Annotated in this window: 18 protein-coding genes; 6 read left to right on the top strand and 12 right to left on the bottom strand. The window is 65.2% G+C overall.

The features are described 5' to 3' along the window. The first annotated feature begins 100 nt into the window (after nucleotides 1–100). Nucleotides 101–406 (top strand): HalOD1 output domain-containing protein, encoded by a 306-nt coding sequence (locus LIX00_RS07470; protein WP_227355577.1) that lies wholly within the window; start codon nucleotides 101–103, stop codon nucleotides 404–406. Here LIX00_RS07470 and LIX00_RS07465 read toward each other — a convergent pair whose 3' ends face one another. Genes LIX00_RS07465 through LIX00_RS07445 form a run of 5 tightly spaced genes read right to left on the bottom strand, consistent with a single transcriptional unit; the run spans nucleotide 407 to nucleotide 3,972 of the window. After that, nucleotides 407–1,027, bottom strand: a complete 621-nt coding sequence (locus LIX00_RS07465) for a uracil-DNA glycosylase (protein ID WP_227355677.1) — start codon at nucleotides 1,025–1,027, stop codon at nucleotides 407–409. A gap of 17 nt (nucleotides 1,028–1,044) precedes the next feature. Next, nucleotides 1,045–2,325 carry a ribonuclease catalytic domain-containing protein gene (locus LIX00_RS07460; protein WP_227355576.1) on the bottom strand — a complete coding sequence of 427 codons (1,281 nt, stop codon included), beginning with the start codon at nucleotides 2,323–2,325 and terminating at the stop codon, nucleotides 1,045–1,047. Nucleotides 2,326–2,367: 42 nt separating this feature from the next. Then, a complete protein-coding gene (locus LIX00_RS07455) occupies nucleotides 2,368–2,670 on the bottom strand; it encodes a DUF7562 family protein (RefSeq protein ID WP_227355575.1) in 303 nt (100 codons plus the stop codon). 60 nt (nucleotides 2,671–2,730) lie between these two features. Further along, entirely contained in the window at nucleotides 2,731–3,210 is a 480-nt protein-coding gene (locus LIX00_RS07450) for an RNA-binding protein (protein ID WP_227355574.1), read from the bottom strand. 57 nt (nucleotides 3,211–3,267) lie between these two features. Continuing rightward, nucleotides 3,268–3,972, bottom strand: a complete 705-nt coding sequence (locus tag LIX00_RS07445) for a DUF1028 domain-containing protein (RefSeq protein WP_227355573.1) — start codon at nucleotides 3,970–3,972, stop codon at nucleotides 3,268–3,270. 111 nt (nucleotides 3,973–4,083) lie between these two features. Here LIX00_RS07445 and LIX00_RS07440 point away from each other — a divergent pair, with 111 nt between their 5' ends. After that, nucleotides 4,084–4,443: a cell division protein SepF gene (locus LIX00_RS07440; protein ID WP_227355572.1), complete on the top strand. Its 360-nt coding sequence runs from the start codon at nucleotides 4,084–4,086 to the stop codon at nucleotides 4,441–4,443. On the opposite strand, the gene LIX00_RS07435 is transcribed toward LIX00_RS07440, so the two are convergent. The 3 genes from LIX00_RS07435 to LIX00_RS07425 form a co-directional block, all read right to left on the bottom strand. Continuing rightward, the gene (locus LIX00_RS07435) at nucleotides 4,440–4,832 is read right to left on the bottom strand and encodes a DUF5611 family protein (protein ID WP_227355571.1); all 393 of its coding nucleotides are present in this window, start codon (nucleotides 4,830–4,832) and stop codon (nucleotides 4,440–4,442) included. The two genes, LIX00_RS07440 and LIX00_RS07435, sit on opposite strands and share 4 nt — an antisense overlap. 194 nt (nucleotides 4,833–5,026) lie before the next feature. Next, complete coding sequence (locus tag LIX00_RS07430) at nucleotides 5,027–5,827, bottom strand: DUF7093 family protein (RefSeq protein WP_227355570.1); 801 nt, start codon at nucleotides 5,825–5,827, stop codon at nucleotides 5,027–5,029. 52 nt (nucleotides 5,828–5,879) lie between these two features. Continuing rightward, nucleotides 5,880–6,518 (bottom strand): FAD-dependent oxidoreductase, encoded by a 639-nt coding sequence (locus tag LIX00_RS07425; protein WP_227355569.1) that lies wholly within the window; start codon nucleotides 6,516–6,518, stop codon nucleotides 5,880–5,882. A gap of 106 nt (nucleotides 6,519–6,624) precedes the next feature. Here LIX00_RS07425 and LIX00_RS07420 point away from each other — a divergent pair, with 106 nt between their 5' ends. The 4 genes from LIX00_RS07420 to LIX00_RS07405 all read left to right on the top strand — a co-directional run bounded on the left by LIX00_RS07420 (nucleotide 6,625) and on the right by LIX00_RS07405 (nucleotide 11,741). Beyond that, a complete protein-coding gene (locus LIX00_RS07420) occupies nucleotides 6,625–8,379 on the top strand; it encodes a 2-oxoacid:acceptor oxidoreductase subunit alpha (RefSeq protein WP_227355568.1) in 1,755 nt (584 codons plus the stop codon). Then, nucleotides 8,376–9,239, top strand: a complete 864-nt coding sequence (locus LIX00_RS07415) for a 2-oxoacid:ferredoxin oxidoreductase subunit beta (RefSeq protein ID WP_227355567.1) — start codon at nucleotides 8,376–8,378, stop codon at nucleotides 9,237–9,239. Before LIX00_RS07420 ends, LIX00_RS07415 begins: the two co-directional genes overlap by 4 nt. A 180-nt stretch (nucleotides 9,240–9,419) precedes the next feature. Then, nucleotides 9,420–10,199 carry a PHP domain-containing protein gene (locus LIX00_RS07410; RefSeq protein WP_227355566.1) on the top strand — a complete coding sequence of 260 codons (780 nt, stop codon included), beginning with the start codon at nucleotides 9,420–9,422 and terminating at the stop codon, nucleotides 10,197–10,199. A 165-nt stretch (nucleotides 10,200–10,364) separates the two neighbouring features. Then, nucleotides 10,365–11,741 carry a geranylgeranyl reductase family protein gene (locus LIX00_RS07405; RefSeq protein ID WP_227355565.1) on the top strand — a complete coding sequence of 459 codons (1,377 nt, stop codon included), beginning with the start codon at nucleotides 10,365–10,367 and terminating at the stop codon, nucleotides 11,739–11,741. A gap of 19 nt (nucleotides 11,742–11,760) precedes the next feature. Here the strand turns inward: LIX00_RS07405 and LIX00_RS07400 are convergent, their stop codons facing one another. From LIX00_RS07400 to LIX00_RS07385, 4 genes are all read right to left on the bottom strand, one after another. Further along, complete coding sequence (locus LIX00_RS07400) at nucleotides 11,761–12,381, bottom strand: class I SAM-dependent methyltransferase (RefSeq protein ID WP_227355564.1); 621 nt, start codon at nucleotides 12,379–12,381, stop codon at nucleotides 11,761–11,763. Nucleotides 12,382–12,476: 95 nt separating this feature from the next. After that, entirely contained in the window at nucleotides 12,477–12,671 is a 195-nt protein-coding gene (locus LIX00_RS07395; RefSeq protein WP_227355563.1) for a cold-shock protein, read from the bottom strand. 82 nt (nucleotides 12,672–12,753) lie between these two features. Next, the gene (locus LIX00_RS07390) at nucleotides 12,754–13,497 is read right to left on the bottom strand and encodes a 4-phosphopantoate--beta-alanine ligase (protein ID WP_227355562.1); all 744 of its coding nucleotides are present in this window, start codon (nucleotides 13,495–13,497) and stop codon (nucleotides 12,754–12,756) included. A 44-nt stretch (nucleotides 13,498–13,541) separates the two neighbouring features. Then, nucleotides 13,542–14,372 carry a pantoate kinase gene (locus LIX00_RS07385; RefSeq protein WP_227355561.1) on the bottom strand — a complete coding sequence of 277 codons (831 nt, stop codon included), beginning with the start codon at nucleotides 14,370–14,372 and terminating at the stop codon, nucleotides 13,542–13,544. Nucleotides 14,373–14,465: the final 93 nt, after the last annotated feature.

Raw genomic sequence — 14,465 nt, 5'->3', positions numbered from 1 at the left:
AATTCGTTCGAAATCCGGAAAATACTAGGTTTAGAGTCTGATTCGGCCATATTTATCCGGTATGTTTATCAATTGTCGAATCCATTGGGTCGATACCGTAATGGAACGCACTTCCTACTGTCTGCGAGACGGCGAATCCCCGTGTATCGCCGTCGTCAACGCGATTGCAGAGCACGAGGGGGCGTCGCCCGACGATATCGGGCAGCAGCTGTACGACGTTATCGACCCGGACGCGCTCGACGCGCTCTTTCGCCCGCGAACGAACGGGAAACCGCGAAGCGACGGTAAAGCGGTCTTTACCTATCGCGGCTACCGCGTCACGTACCGGAGCGACGGTTGGGTGTACGTAGTCGACGACACCGCCGCTCCTTCGGGGGCGTCGGAGAAGAAACCCGCGGACGAGTGATCACACGATCGCCGCGAGTTCGGCATCGATAGCGGCGACGTACTCTTCCCGGTCGTAGCCGAGCCGTCCCCTCCAGACGTTCTCGTACGACGGGTGTAAGAGCGGAAGAAGCGTCACGCCGAGTCGCTCGCACTCGACGGGCGAGAGCACCCGGTCGAGAAATCCGTCGAGCGGAATCGACTCGAAGTCGAGGACGGCCTCCGTGGCGTGTTTTCCCGTCGAAACGACGACGGCGGGACGCACTCCCTCTATCTCCGTCCGCAAGTGGGCGAAACACCGGTCGAGTTCCTCGCGCCGAGGTTCCCGGTTCGTCCCGTCGTCGCCTTCCGGAAAACACTTCACGGCGTTGGTGAAGTAAGCGTCGTACCCAAGTTCGTCGAACAGCGCGCGGACCTTCCGTCCCGAGTGGCGGGACGTATACGCCATCCCCGTCCAGTTGCCGCCTCGCCACCGCTCCGCGTCGGGATTCCCTGCGGCGGGCGCTTCGCCGACGACCACCACGTCCGCGTTCGACGGGCCGTTCCCCCACGAGATGCGGTTCCGACACGCGGCGAGTTCGGGACAGCGCGAGCAGTCCGGTTCGAGGACGTTCCGCGAGTCGGGATCTGGAAAGTCCGGCATTCGCCCGGTCAGCGCTTTCACTCCTCCTCGACCACTTCGACGCCACGGTTGTTGACCGCGTTCGGGTCGAGGCCGACTTCCTCCAAGAACTGTTTGTACTCGCGCTCGCAGGCCTCGGCGTCCGCCTGCTTGTCGCTGGCGCGGTCGCAGAGCGCAACGAGGTCCTCCGGCACGTCGTTCGTGTAGACGATCCAGTGGTTGATGAGGTCGGAGAGCCGCCGAATCGGACTGGTGAAGTGGCCGTAAATCTCGAAGTTCAGGGCGTGATGACCGCCGAACGGATCGCTCATGTACCGGGCGCGCGGCATCACCTTCATCACGGCCCACTGAATCTTGTCGAGTTGGCGCGGCGGCGCTTCTTCGAGCGTGGCGTTGACCGCCTTCCGCGGGTCGTCCCACGTGCTCCCCGGAATCGAGACGCCGTCCAAATCCTGTATCTCCTGTAGTGCCTCGCTCCACTCGTCCGGCGTCGGTTGCGGATGGACGCGGTACATCGCTTCGACGCCCCGTCCCCACATCAGTTCGTGCGTGACCGCCTTGTTCGCCTTCAGCATCGACTCCTCGATGATGGTGTGCGCGCGGTCGCGCCGCGGATTGAGGACGAGGCTGCCGTCTTCCTTGCGCTGTTCGTGCATCCGGTCGGCGAGTTCGAAGGAGAGTTTGCACTCCTCGTGGAGCGGCGCGCCCTCGTCGTCGATGCGGTTCTCCGCCTGCGAGTAGGTGAGTCGCTCGTCGCTCCGGATGACGGACTTGTAGATGTCGATGGTCTCGTAGGAGAGGTTCTCCTTGTCCAGGTGCATCTCGACGGTGTGGGCGAGGCGGTCCTCGTTCGGCACCAGAGAGCAGACCGTCTCGGCCAGCATCGGCGGGAGCATGTGTATCGTGTAGGCGGGCAGATACACCGTGTTCCCCCGCTTTACGGCTTCCTCCCACATGTTCGACTCGGGGTGGACGTAGTGGGTCACGTCGGCGATGTGAACCCAGAGGACGTACTCGTCGTCGCGCTCCTCGACGGAGATGGCGTCGTCGAAGTCCTGCGCGTCGACGGGGTCGGTCGTCCACGTCGTCATGTCGCGCAGATCTTCGCGCTCGTCGACCTCGTCCTGAATCTCCTGTTGGATGTCCTCGGTTCGCCTCTCGGCCTCGGTCATCACGGCCTGCGGGAACTCGTCCCGGATCTCGAACTTCTCGAACAGCTGTTCACGCTTCTCGTCGAGTCGCTGGGCGAGTTCCGGCGAGATTTCGACCGGTCCCTGCCCCTCGGCGGTTCCGGCCTCGGCCTGTGCGTCGCTGGTCATGGCCGTCGGTAGGGGAGTCGGCAAGTTAGTCGTATCGACTGGTCAGCCTTCTCGCTCTTCCAGCGGTCCGTAGCGGTCGCGGACGGCGGTTTCGTACCGGGTGAAAAATTCGCCCTGCTCGACACCTCCCGCGTCGATCTCCACGAGGATGGTCTCCAGTTCGTCGCGCGGTTGGTGACAGAGGTCGCGGTGACACGCCTTGCAGAGGTGTTCGAACGACTTCCCGTTCCGCTCCCAGCGGTTGCCCTCCTTGTCGTACTCGCGGGCCGCAGAGCGGTTGACGGCGTCGCCACACGCGATGCAGACTACTGACTTTCTCTCCCGGTTCCGCCGGGAACCCCACATACTTCCCCCTTCGACGCCCTCCCACTTCGCCCTTTCCCCGGCGGGGAGCGACGGGGGTGACTACACCGCGAACTGGTAGAGGTCGTCGCCGACGTGGTGAACCGACTCGACCACCTTTCCGGAGTCGCCGACCATGTCGTCGCCGGTCGTCTTCGCGCGACCGATGGCGAGCACCTTGCCGTGGGTCTCCTCCGCGATGGCGACGAGGTCGCCCGGTTCGATGTCGTCGTCGGCTTCGACGATGCCGGGGCGCATCACGTCGGCCCCGTCGCTGACGAACGACACGGCTCCCGCGTCCACCGTGACGAGGTGACTCGTCGGAGGATGCGCGTTCGCGCCCCGCACCGTGAGGAACGGTCGGTCGTCCACGTACACGACGACGGGGTCGCCGTCGATCAGCACGAGGTCGAACTCGCTTCCGTCCAACTCGACGAGTTCGTAGGTGTCCGCGTCCAGTTCGACGCCGAGCGAGTCCGCGAGCGCGTCCTCTATCTCCCTGACCTCGTCGCTTCGGAGGTGGTGACGAGACTTGACTTCCATACCCGCAGGTGTGTCGCTTTCGGCCATAAACCCATCCGTTTCGGTCGAAAGGACTCGTCAGTCGGCTCCGTCGTCGTCGCCGTCGGCCTCCTCGCCGTAGCGCTCGACGGCCATCTCGAACCCCTCGCGGGCGAGTTCGTAGGTCGCCCGGAGGTCTTCGATAGGCGTCTGGCTCGCGTCGACCCGGAGGTCGTCGTAGTACGGTTCCATCTCGCGGTCCTCCGTCGTCTCGACCAACAGGGCGGCGCTCTGGACGTGGAGTTCCTCCCGCCTATCGCCGCCCTCCGCCTGCCCCGCGGCCAAGGCGTCGACGAGCCGTTCCGCGAGCGGGGCGTCGCGGTCGGCGTTTTCGTACGCGGCGGCGGTCGCGTCGACGACGGACTCGCCGACCAACAGGTTCCCCGCGACGGTGTAGTTCTCCCTTTCGACGTGCCCGTACCAGCCGTTGCACTCCTCGCCGGAGAACGCGAAAGTTCCGTCGGCGTCCACGCCGTGCAGTTGGCGCTGCTCGGCCCCGTCGTCCGCGTTGAGGAGCGCCCGCAGGGCGTCGTCCACCGAGAGCCCGTCGTCCAGATACTCGACGCCCTTTCGTCCGAGTTCGACGTTGACGAGGCTCTGCGTGGCGACCGCGCCGTTCTCGCTGGCGAACGGACACAGCGTCCCGACCGCCGCGAGTCGCGTCGTGACGGCGACGCCGAACCGATGCTGGTCGTTCCCGTCTTCGTCGACGTACTCCTCCCTGACGCAGATACTGAACGTCACGCGTCGGAGCATGGGGGTGTACCGTCAAAAAAGTCCGTTTCGCGGCGAAGCGCATTCGAATTTCGACCGTCTGACGTAAGAACTATACTCGTTCGACGACCCCATCTTCCTATGGGTTTCATGAACAAAATTCTCGGCGATGGGCCGTCCGGAAGCGTCGGGGATTACGTCGAACTCGACCTGGACGATTTCGAGACGGCCTCGGACGAAGCGGGAATGAGCATCCACATCGCGGAAATCGGCGGCCAGCAGGACGTTATCGCCATCAAGGACGCGGTGTACGACGGAGACCTCGTCGTCGCCGACATCACCCGCCTCCGCACCGAGGACACGACCGTCGAGCGAATCACCGACGAACTCCAGCAGGTCGCCCGCGAGGTCGACGGCGACATCGTCCAGAAGGGTGACGACCAACTCATCGTGACGCCGTCGGGCGTCAACATCAGTCGGCAGAAACTCGGACGTAACTAAACGTTGTCCGGCGTGTCGGCTTTGTCTTCGACGGTGCGCTTCAACGAGTCGCGGCGGGCTTTGGCGTCGCGCCCGGTCGCTTCGAGGAGGAACTCGTTTTTCTTGCTGACGGCGTCCGCTGCGGCGTCGGCGTTCCCTTCCGCGATGACGTCTTCGGCGGGGCGCTCTTCGAAGTGGACGGCGAGTTTGTCCTTCTTTCCGCTGTACGACGCGGCACCCGCGATGACCTTCTCGAACACCGGGTTGTCGGGCTCCTCGACCACGTAGAGTTCGTGTCCGTTGAACTCTTCCGTGCCCGATACCGGCCCGAAGTACTCCTCGATACTCGCTTTCAGGTCTGGCATGCGGTCTTCGAGGTGCTCTCCGCGTCGCATCTTGTACTCCTTCATGCGTTGGCACCAGATTAGAGGGGTGGATGTTTACTCTTTTCGCGTCACGTTCGGGGTGCTGCAAGCGGAACGCCTCCTTCTTTAAAAGGGGAGCGGGGACGACGCTCCCCGGTCGAAAATCGAGAGAGGTCCCCCGGCGGTCGAACTCCCACCCCGGCGCGTCGAACGCCGCGCGAGTCGAACGCTTCGAGGAGTCAGTCCCGTTCGCTGAGATACCCGCGGCGACACTCGGGACAGATGTCGCCCGCGCGGAGCGACGACCCCGACGCGTCGTCGACGTGGCCGCACTCGGGACAGACGAGTTCGGCGTCCGGATTCGATTCGGAGGCCTGGTCGGGGCTGGGCGCTTCGCGCGCCCGGGTGAACCCCGTGTCGGTCTGCGGTTCCGGTCGCGTCGTTCTGACGAACCCCGTCTCCTCGCGGGACTCCGCTTCGACGTACTCCGTCTCGTCGCTCGCCTCGGGCGCGCTCTCCGGGGTGAGACTTCCGCCGAAGCTCACGTCGGCGCGACCGCCGTCGCCCGGTTCGGCGCTGAATCCCTCGTCTTCGAGTCCGGTGTCCGGCCACTCGGTCGGCGCGCGGCCGGAGTCGTCCACGTTCGTCTCCTCCGGGTCGGGCCACTCCCCGCGCTCGCGCCCGCCGGATTCGTCGTCCTCCTCGTCTTCGAGGATGATGCCGTCGTCCTCCTCCGCGCTCTCCGGCGGTTCGAAGTCGTCGTCGTTGAATCCGATCGGCTCCGGTTCCCGCACCTCGGCCGGTTCGGGCGTCGGTTCCGGTTCGGCCGGTTCTCGACTCTCTATCGGTTCGGGCGTCGGTTCGGGGTCCTCGAGTGCGGTCACTTCCTTGTTCTCGCTGACGACCTGCTGGTCGCCGCAGCGCGCACACTCTTGGAACTCCCGAACCGACACCACCACTTCGTTGCCTTGTTCTTCTCGCTCGCGCTCGATTTCGGACTCGCCGTAATCGTGCCCCAGCAGCGAACACCTGAGACCCATTGAGTGTGGGTTATTTTCACGGGATGATAAAAGAGTACTGCTTTTCGCGGCGCTATCCGAAGTTCTCGACCTTCGCGTCGTCCGGGTCGTGCCCGGCCGCCGCCAGCGCGTCGCTCGCGTCGTCGAGGAAGTCGGCGAACCCGTAGACGAACACCTGCCCTTCCGCGTCGGACAGCAGGTCGCGCACGTCGTCGCTGTCGGCCAGCGGTTCGTCGGTCACGAACACCGTCGCGCCCGCGGCTTCGAGTCCTCGCAACCGGTCTTCGTGCGCCGGTTCGTCGTCCCGGTAGACGACGACCGCCTCGCCGCCGTCCGCCACCGCGCGCTCCGCGATTCCGACCGCCGGGCCGACGCCCGGTCCGCCAGCGAGGACGACGACGCTGGATTCGTCCTCGTAGTACGAGCGCCCGAACGGTCCCGTCACTTCGAGCGTGTCGCCCTGCTCGCGTTCGGCGAGCCACGGGCTGAGGTCGCCGTCGGGGTCGACGCCGACCGTCATCTCGAAGGTGTCGTCGGTGCCCGGCGACGAGAGCGTGTAGTGGCGAGCCACCTCTTCGCCGTCGACCTCGCCCGCGACTTGGAGGAACTGCCCCGGGCGGGCGTCGAACTCCGGCGGCGATTCCAGAATCAGTGCGACCGTGTCCGGACCGACGGTTCGTACCGACCGAACGACGACTTCGGTGCTTTCCATGGTGGCCCCTTTGGTCGTCCGGCACAAATCCCTTCTTGTCTTTTTCACCCGCCTGCCGAACCTGCTTCAGAAGGCTTTTGATTTGTCACCGGTTAGCTTAGCAACGATGCAAGACCTGAACTGGGCCATCGGCGGGGAAGCCGGCGATGGAATCGATTCGACCGGGAAAATCTTCGCAACGGCCCTTTCCCGCGCGGGGCGACACGTCTTCACGTCGAAGGACTTCGCCTCCCGCATTCGGGGTGGGTACACCGCGTACAAGATCCGGTCGTCTACCGACCGAGTCGAGAGCGTCGTCGACCGACTGGATATCCTCGTTGCGCTGACCCAGCGAACCATCGACGAGAACCTCGACGAACTTCACGAGGACAGCGTCATCATCTACGACGGGGAACGCACCGAGATGGAGGACGTGGACATCCCCGAAGAGATGCTCGGGCTGTCCGTTCCGCTCAAGCGTCTCGCGGAGGACGCGGGCGGAGCCATCATGCAGAACATCGTCGCGCTCGGCGCGGCCTGCGAGGTGGCGAACTTCCCGATAGAGAACCTCGACAGCGCGCTCGACAAGAAGTTCGGAGACAAAGGCGAGTCCATCGTCGAGAACAACAAACAGGCGGCGCGCCTGGGGCAGGAGCACGTCCAGGAGGAGTACGACCACGACTTCGCCTACGACATCGAGACGACGGACGAGGACTACGTTTTGCTCAACGGCGACGAGGCCATCGGGATGGGCGCGATCGCCGCCGGTTGCCGGTTCTACTCCGGCTACCCCATCACGCCCGCGACCAACGTGATGGAGTATCTGACGGGCAGAATCGAACACTTCGGCGGCACCGTGATGCAGGCCGAGGACGAACTGTCGGCCATCAACATGGCGCTCGGTGCGGCCCGCTCGGGCGCACGCGCGATGACGGCGACCTCCGGTCCGGGTATCGACCTGATGACCGAGACGTTCGGTCTCGTCGCGCAGAGCGAGACGCCGCTGGTCATCTGCGACGTGATGCGCTCCGGTCCCTCGACCGGGATGCCGACCAAACAGGAGCAGGGCGACCTGAACATGACGCTGTACGGCGGCCACGGCGAGATTCCGCGGTTCGTCGTCGCGCCGACGACCGTCGCAGAGTGTTTTCACAAGACGGTCGAGGCGTTCAACCTGGCCGAGAAGTACCAGACCCCCGTCTTCCTGCTCTCCGACCTCGCCATGGCGGTCACCGAACAGACGTTCTCGCCGGAGGAGTTCGACATGGACGCCGTGGAGATAGAGCGCGGGAACATCGTGGACGAGAACGACATCGAGGCGTGGACCGACGAGCAGGGTCGCTTCCAGCCGCACTTCCCGACGGCGGACGGCGTCAGCCCCCGGGCGTTCCCCGGCACGAAGGGCGGCGCACACATGTCCACCGGCCTCGAACACAACGCGCTCGGTCGCCGAACCGAGGACACCGAGATTCGCGTCGAACAGGTGGACAAGCGAAACCGCAAGGTCGAGACGGCGAAGGAAGAAGAGGACTGGGACGTCCGCGAGTTCGGCGACCCGGACGCCGACACGCTCGTCATCACGTGGGGGTCGAACGAGGGCGCGCTGCGCGAAGCCAACGGCTACCTCGAGGAGGAGGGCGTGAGCGTCCGATTCCTCTCGGTGCCCTACATCTTCCCGCGCCCCGACCTCACCGGGGACATCGAGGCCGCGGACGAGGTCATCGTGGTCGAGTGTAACGCCACGGGGCAGTTCGCCGACCTCATCGAACACGACGCCCTTACCCGTGTCGAGCGGATAAACAAGTACAACGGCGTGCGGTTCAAGGCGGACGAACTGGCGGACGAAATCAAAGCGAAACTCGGTCAGGAGGTAAAAGCATGAGCTCGGACGTGAGATTCACCGACTTCAAGTCGGACAAGCAACCGACGTGGTGTCCCGGGTGCGGGGACTTCGGGACGATGAACGGGATGATGAAAGCACTCGCCGAAACCGGCAACAGCCCCGACGACACGTTCATCGTGGCGGGTATCGGCTGCTCCGGTAAGATCGGGACGTTCATGCACTCGTACGCCATCCACGGCGTTCACGGGCGCGCGCTCCCGGTCGGCACCGGCGTCAAACTCGCCAACCCCGATCTGGAAGTGATGGTCGCGGGCGGCGACGGCGACGGCTACTCCATCGGCGTGGGCCACTTCATCCACGCGGTTCGCCGGAACGTGGACATGAGCTACATCGTCATGGACAACCGCATCTACGGGTTGACCAAGGGACAGGCCTCGCCGACCAGCCGCGAGGACTTCGAGACGAGCACGACGCCGGAGGGACCGAAACAGCCCCCGGTGAACCCCCTCGCGCTCGCGCTGTCGGCGGGCGGAACGTTCATCGCGCAGTCGTTCTCGACCGACGCCCAGCGCCACGCAGAAATCGTCCAGAAGGCCATCGAGCACGACGGCTTCGGCTTCGTGAACGTCTTCTCGCCCTGCGTGACGTTCAACGACGTCGACACCTACGACTACTGGCGCGACTCCATCGTCGACCTCGCGGACGAGGACCACGACCCGGCCGACTACGACGCGGCCAAGGACAAGATTCTCGACGCGAGCAAGGAGTACCAGGGCATCATCTACCAGGACGAAGACAGCGTCCCGTACCACGAACTCCACGGCATCGAGGGGAACATGGCCGAGATTCCCGACGGCGCGCCCGAAGGCGCGATGGACCTGGTGCGCGAGTTCTACTGACGGCGCGGTTTCGCTTTTTCGACCGACGCGGCTTCCGACCAGCGGCGGGTGCGACCCGACCGTCCCCTCCCGCCGGAAGCGCCGCGTTTCGGGTCGTAACCGTCGTCGAAGGCGACGTACCTCCCGGTCGAACGCCGCTCTCCCCCAACTATTTACCCGTCAGACTCCCCCTCTCGTACCGTGCAAGACTGCCACATCCACTCGAACTACTCCGACGGGACGTTCCTCAGCGCGATGGTTCGCGCCGCCGAGGAAACGGAGTTCACTGGCGTCGGGTTCGCGGACCACTGTAACGTCTCGCCACGCGACGTCATGGCGGACACGCGCGCACTGCAGGGGTTCAACCTCGACGTCACCTACGAGCGCCGCCGCCGCGCCATCCGGCGGCTTCGCGAGGACGCCGCCGTCGAGATACACGACGCGGTCGAGGTCGATTACGAACCCCGCGACGAGACCCGGATTCGGAACTTCCTCGAGGAGGGCGAGTTCGACTACGCCCTCGGGAGCGTCCACTGGATCGACGACGCGAACGTCCAGGTCGAATCGAACTTCTCCGGGAAGACGGCCGACGAACTCGACGCCATCGTCGACCGGTACTTCGAGAAGCTCGTGGCGCTCGTCGAATCGGAGTTGTTCGAGGTCGCCGCGCACGTCGACCTCGTGGAGCGCACGGAAGCGCTCCGCGGCCGCGCCACCCGAGAACACTACCGCCGCACCGCGCGGGCGCTCGCCGACTCCCGGACGATTCCGGAAATCAACGCCGGTCGCGCCCTGACGGACGCGGGCGTCGTCCACCCCGATTCCGGGTTCCTCGACGTCCTGCGCGAGTACGATATCCCGGTCGCCGTCGGAACCGACTCGCACCGTCCCGACGAAATCGGCCGACGAGCCGAGTTCCTCGCCGAACTCCTCGCGGACCGCGACCTCGAACCGGTCGCCCCGCCCGAGTTTCGTTCGTAATCCGTCGCTCCCCGACGAAGACGGAAACGGCGCGTTTCGTCCGGGACCGAACCGAACGAGGAACGGAAAACGGCGGTTTCTGACCTCCCCCCTCCGACGAAAAATCCGGCCCTCGGGGGCGTTTGCGTCTGTTTTTTATGATATGACCAGTAACACCGTATAGAGATGACTGCGGAAACATACGACATCGTCGTCGTCGGAGGCGGTACCGCCGGAGCGTTCGCTGCGGCGACGGCCGCCGGCGAGGGCGTGGATGTCGTCCTGCTGGAGCGGAAGTCCCCCGAGGAGGCGGGCCACATCGCCTGCGGCGACGCTATCAAGGGCAAGAGCACCTTCCCGGACGTTATCGACCGCGAGCGACTGCGCGAGGAGTCCTTTAGCAACCAGAACATCCGACGCGCGGTGTTCGAGAACCCCCTCTCGGGCGAGAGCATCGACATCCCGTTCGGCGACATCAACGGCTCGGTGCTCGACCGGAAGCGCTACGGCGAGGTCATCCTCGACGAGGCCCGGCGCGCGGGCGCGAACATTCACTACGACACCGTCGTCCAGAACGTGATTCAGGACAGCGACGGTCGAATCACGGGCGTCCGCGCGACGCGGAAGGGAACGCCGCTCGCCTACGAGTCGACGGTCGTCGTCGACGCCGCCGGGGCGCTCTCGATTCTCCAGGACAAGGCCGACCTGCGCGAGACCACGTTCGACACGAACGTCAACTACTCGCAGTTCTGTTCGGCCTACCGCGAAATCGTGGAGGTGAAAGACCCCGTCGAGTGGGACGACGCCATCGTCTTCAAGCCGACCGAGGAACTGGGCTACCTCTGGTACTTCCCCCGCTCGGGCACGGAGATAAACGCGGGGCTCGGTTTCCAGATGAACAAGGAGCCGATGGAACTCGTGGAGATACTCAAGCGCGACCTGCGAAACCGCGCGGAGTTCGCGGGCGCGAAGGTGAAGGACAAACTCGGCGCGGCCCTGCCGACCCGACGACCCTACGACTCCGCCGTCGCGCCCGGGTTCGTGGCGGTGGGCGACGCCGCGGGGCACGTCAACCCGACGACGGGCGGCGGGATTCCGGGCGCGGCGAAGTCCGGCGCGTGGGCCGCTCGACGCGCCGTGGAAGCCGTCACCGAGGACGATCCGAGCGAGGAGCGCTTCTGGGGGTACAACCACGAGGTGATGACCGACTTCGGCAAGAAGTTCGCCGCGATGGACGTGTACAACATCTTCGGCGGCGCGCACGACGTGGAGGAACTCACCGGTCTCATCACGGCGCTCCCCAGCCAACAACTCGTTGACGCGCTCGGGTCGAAGGGGACGACCTCGATGGGGCTGGGGCTGAAAATCAAGACGCTGTTCAAGACGTTCGGCCACTGGGACCTGCTCTGGGAGATGTCGCGCGTCCAGAAGAAGGCGGGCGAACTCAAGAACCACTACGAGGACTACCCGACCTCGCCCGCCGGACTCGAAACGTGGCAGGAACAGCGTGACGGCATCATGGACGACATCTACAGCATCACCGGCGCGGAGCCGAAGTACTAGCTGCCGTCGAACGCGACGATTACTCCCGCGTCGGTCGGAACGCTCGAAGCGTGTTCCGCTCGACCGGTTCGGAATCGACCTCGACGAAGCCCCGCTCCGAGAAGACGCGATTCCAGTTCCGATAGTACAGCGGGAAGTCGTCGTCGACGTAGTTCACCGTCGGTTCGGCCGACCGGCGACCCTCCTCCCCCTCGTTTTCCACCGTGACGAGCAGGTCGTCCGTGATTCGGGACAGTTCCTCGAACACCCACTCGTTGTCGGGGTGGAGGTGCTGGAGCGTCTCCACCGAGTACACGACGTCGAAGCGCCCGTCGTCGAAATCCGCGACGACGTTTTCGATGGCGTCGATGTAGAACGTGCCGCGGGCGGCGAGGTCCGGGTAGGCGTCCTCCATCACGTCGAGCGCTTCGTCGTTGATGTCGATGCCGTACAGGTCCTCGTAGCCGTGGTCGCGGAGGTGAGAGAGGTGGCGGCCCGAACTGCACCCGAGTTCCAGGACCGTCGGGTTGGAACCGGCGAGCGAGTCGAGACGGGCGCGTACCGACTCGCTCGCCTCGTTCGGGCCGTAGTAGGCGTAGTAGTCCGGAGAGTACGCTCCCGACCGTTTCGCCCATCGTCGAAGAACTTCGTCGGTGTCCACGAGTATCTACTCTCCGTCCGTCCGTAAAGACCCGGCGGACTCATTCGAGACCCGAAGCGTTCGCGGAGAGATCGAACCGAGGAACGGTTCGATCCCTACAGCCGAGTGAGATTCTTCGCTCGCGGTCCTTTGTCGGCCTGTTCGATGTCGAACTCCACTTCTTGGCCCTCCTCCAAGTCGGGACCGCCGACGTCTTCCATGTGGAAGAACACGTCCTCGTCCGCGTCCTCGGTGTCGATGAAACCGTACCGTCCGCTGTCGTTGAAGAAGTCTACCGTGCCGGTTGCCATTGTAACTAGCTCCACCGTCCTTCAGCGCCCCCGGTCGAATATACTTGTTGGCGGATGAATCGGTCGTCGCGTCCGGCGAGCGCTAGATGTCTCGGATCGCGTTCTCGGCGTCTCGAAGCGCCTCTTCCCGATCGAACTCCGCGACGATGGCTTCCAGTTCCTCACTCGGCGCGTCCGCCAGTTCACGCGCGTGCGCCGTCACGTTCGGCACGGCCCGCACGATGTTGTCGACGATGGGTATCGCGGCGGTTCGCGGCGAGCGCGAGAGCGGATTGAGGTCGATGACGATTTCGGTCTTTCCCATCGCGGCGAGCGCCTCGGCCCGGTCGCCGTCCTCCAAGGGGACGAGTACCACGTCGGCGGCGTAGATGCCGTCTTCGTCCACCTTCCCCCGCTCGTGCTCCAATCCCGGAATCCGAGCGTCCGCGTCGAGTCCCTTCACCTCCTCGGCCCCGTGCTCGCGCAGGTGGTCGGCGATGGCCCGCATACGCTCGTTCGTGCGGTTGAACAGGTTGACCTCGATGTCCGCGCCGGTCGCCTCGGCGAGCGCCACGATTTCGTCGGGTACGAGCGCCGCGACGTTCCCGTTGACGGAGAGGACGGCGTGCTCCGCGAGCAGCAGTTGGGCCGCCGCCGCCCGCTCGGCCTCGTCCGCGCTCCGAATCGTCTCCTCGCCGAGCAGGTAATCGAACGCCTCGCCCCGCCCCTCGGCGATGAGGCCCTGCTTGCTCGTGACGCCCCTTTCGACGCCGTCCTCGATTCGGTGGCGCGTGAGCAGCGACTGGTAGCGGGGATGGTCTTCGGGAATCTCCCCTTCGTCGGTCATGGTCGTCCTTGGGAAGAAGTGGTAAAAATCGGTACGGTTTCGCGTCAGTCGAGCAGCGTCGCCCCGGCGTGGTGCGTTCGGCAGGCGCGCGCGTCGTACCCCGCGTCGCTGAGGCCGTCGTCGAGCGCGAACACCGTCCGGCCGAGCATCGCCATCGACGCCCGCCCGCCGGCGTCGTGTACGTCCTCGATAACGTCGCGGACTTCGTCGGTGAGCAGTCCAGTCTTCTCGGCGAACCTCCGCGATTCGCTCATGAACGTGTCGAGCGTGGGTTCGTTCACGAGCGCCACGAGGGCTTCGACGCCCGCCTTCGATATCCGCTCCGTGCTCCCCGAGAGCACCTCCGCGGTCGAGAGTTCGCCGAGCGAACGGTACTCGATGCGCGCTCGTTTCGGGACGCCGTCGAGGCGGTTGTACTCGGGCGCGCCCGGTTCGAGTCGGACCGGAATCCCGCCGCGCGCCTGCGCGACCACGTCGCCGAGGCCGGTGCCCGCCTCGACCTCCGCGACGTGCGCGACGGTAACGAGTTCGTTCTCCGAACGCCCGCAGTCGAACCGCTCGTTCGCGGCGAGCGCCGTTCCGAGCGCCAGCGCCCCCGAGACGCCGAATCCCGCCCCGAGCGGGAGGTCGGTCGCCGCCGTCACCCGGGCCGTCACGCCGAGCGCATCGAGCACCCGCCGCCCGGATTCGACGAACGACTCGCCGTTCAGTTCGATGCTCGTCTCCTCGGCGGGTTCGACCGCGACGGTCACCCCCTCCGAGAGCGTCACGCCCGCGCCCCGAGACCCGGCCCGCTCGCTGTCGTCGGCTTCGTGGATGCTGAAGAATCCCGTGATGTGTCCGGGGACGAACGCGCGACCTGCCTCGTCACTCATAGGCGGTCCTTTCGAGCGACGGCGTATAACCCTTAAAATTCGACGCCGTTACTCGGCGTCGCGCTCGACTGTCGAAGAACGGTTGCTGTGGAT

This window comes from Haladaptatus salinisoli (genome assembly GCF_020614375.1).
GTDB lineage: Archaea > Halobacteriota > Halobacteria > Halobacteriales > Haladaptataceae > Haladaptatus > Haladaptatus salinisoli.
Note: the sequence above shows the minus strand (reverse complement) of the source record. Positions and strands in the feature narration are given on the sequence as shown.

What these genes read in the sequence shown, in the direction of transcription:
- LIX00_RS07425 (WP_227355569.1), bottom strand. Translation starts at nt 6,518, where the DNA reads ATGGAAAGCACCGAAGTCGTCGTTCGGTCGGTACGAACCGTCGGTCCG.
- LIX00_RS07455 (WP_227355575.1), bottom strand. Translation starts at nt 2,670, where the DNA reads ATGTGGGGTTCCCGGCGGAACCGGGAGAGAAAGTCAGTAGTCTGCATC.
- LIX00_RS07465 (WP_227355677.1), bottom strand. Translation starts at nt 1,027, where the DNA reads ATGCCGGACTTTCCAGATCCCGACTCGCGGAACGTCCTCGAACCGGAC.
- LIX00_RS07450 (WP_227355574.1), bottom strand. Translation starts at nt 3,210, where the DNA reads ATGGAAGTCAAGTCTCGTCACCACCTCCGAAGCGACGAGGTCAGGGAG.
- LIX00_RS07435 (WP_227355571.1), bottom strand. Translation starts at nt 4,832, where the DNA reads ATGAAGGAGTACAAGATGCGACGCGGAGAGCACCTCGAAGACCGCATG.
- LIX00_RS07385 (WP_227355561.1), bottom strand. Translation starts at nt 14,372, where the DNA reads ATGAGTGACGAGGCAGGTCGCGCGTTCGTCCCCGGACACATCACGGGA.
- LIX00_RS07430 (WP_227355570.1), bottom strand. Translation starts at nt 5,827, where the DNA reads ATGGGTCTCAGGTGTTCGCTGCTGGGGCACGATTACGGCGAGTCCGAA.
- LIX00_RS07390 (WP_227355562.1), bottom strand. Translation starts at nt 13,497, where the DNA reads ATGACCGACGAAGGGGAGATTCCCGAAGACCATCCCCGCTACCAGTCG.
- LIX00_RS07395 (WP_227355563.1), bottom strand. Translation starts at nt 12,671, where the DNA reads ATGGCAACCGGCACGGTAGACTTCTTCAACGACAGCGGACGGTACGGT.
- LIX00_RS07460 (WP_227355576.1), bottom strand. Translation starts at nt 2,325, where the DNA reads ATGACCAGCGACGCACAGGCCGAGGCCGGAACCGCCGAGGGGCAGGGA.
- LIX00_RS07420 (WP_227355568.1), top strand. Translation starts at nt 6,625, where the DNA reads ATGCAAGACCTGAACTGGGCCATCGGCGGGGAAGCCGGCGATGGAATC.
- LIX00_RS07440 (WP_227355572.1), top strand. Translation starts at nt 4,084, where the DNA reads ATGGGTTTCATGAACAAAATTCTCGGCGATGGGCCGTCCGGAAGCGTC.
- LIX00_RS07415 (WP_227355567.1), top strand. Translation starts at nt 8,376, where the DNA reads ATGAGCTCGGACGTGAGATTCACCGACTTCAAGTCGGACAAGCAACCG.
- LIX00_RS07405 (WP_227355565.1), top strand. Translation starts at nt 10,365, where the DNA reads ATGACTGCGGAAACATACGACATCGTCGTCGTCGGAGGCGGTACCGCC.
- LIX00_RS07470 (WP_227355577.1), top strand. Translation starts at nt 101, where the DNA reads ATGGAACGCACTTCCTACTGTCTGCGAGACGGCGAATCCCCGTGTATC.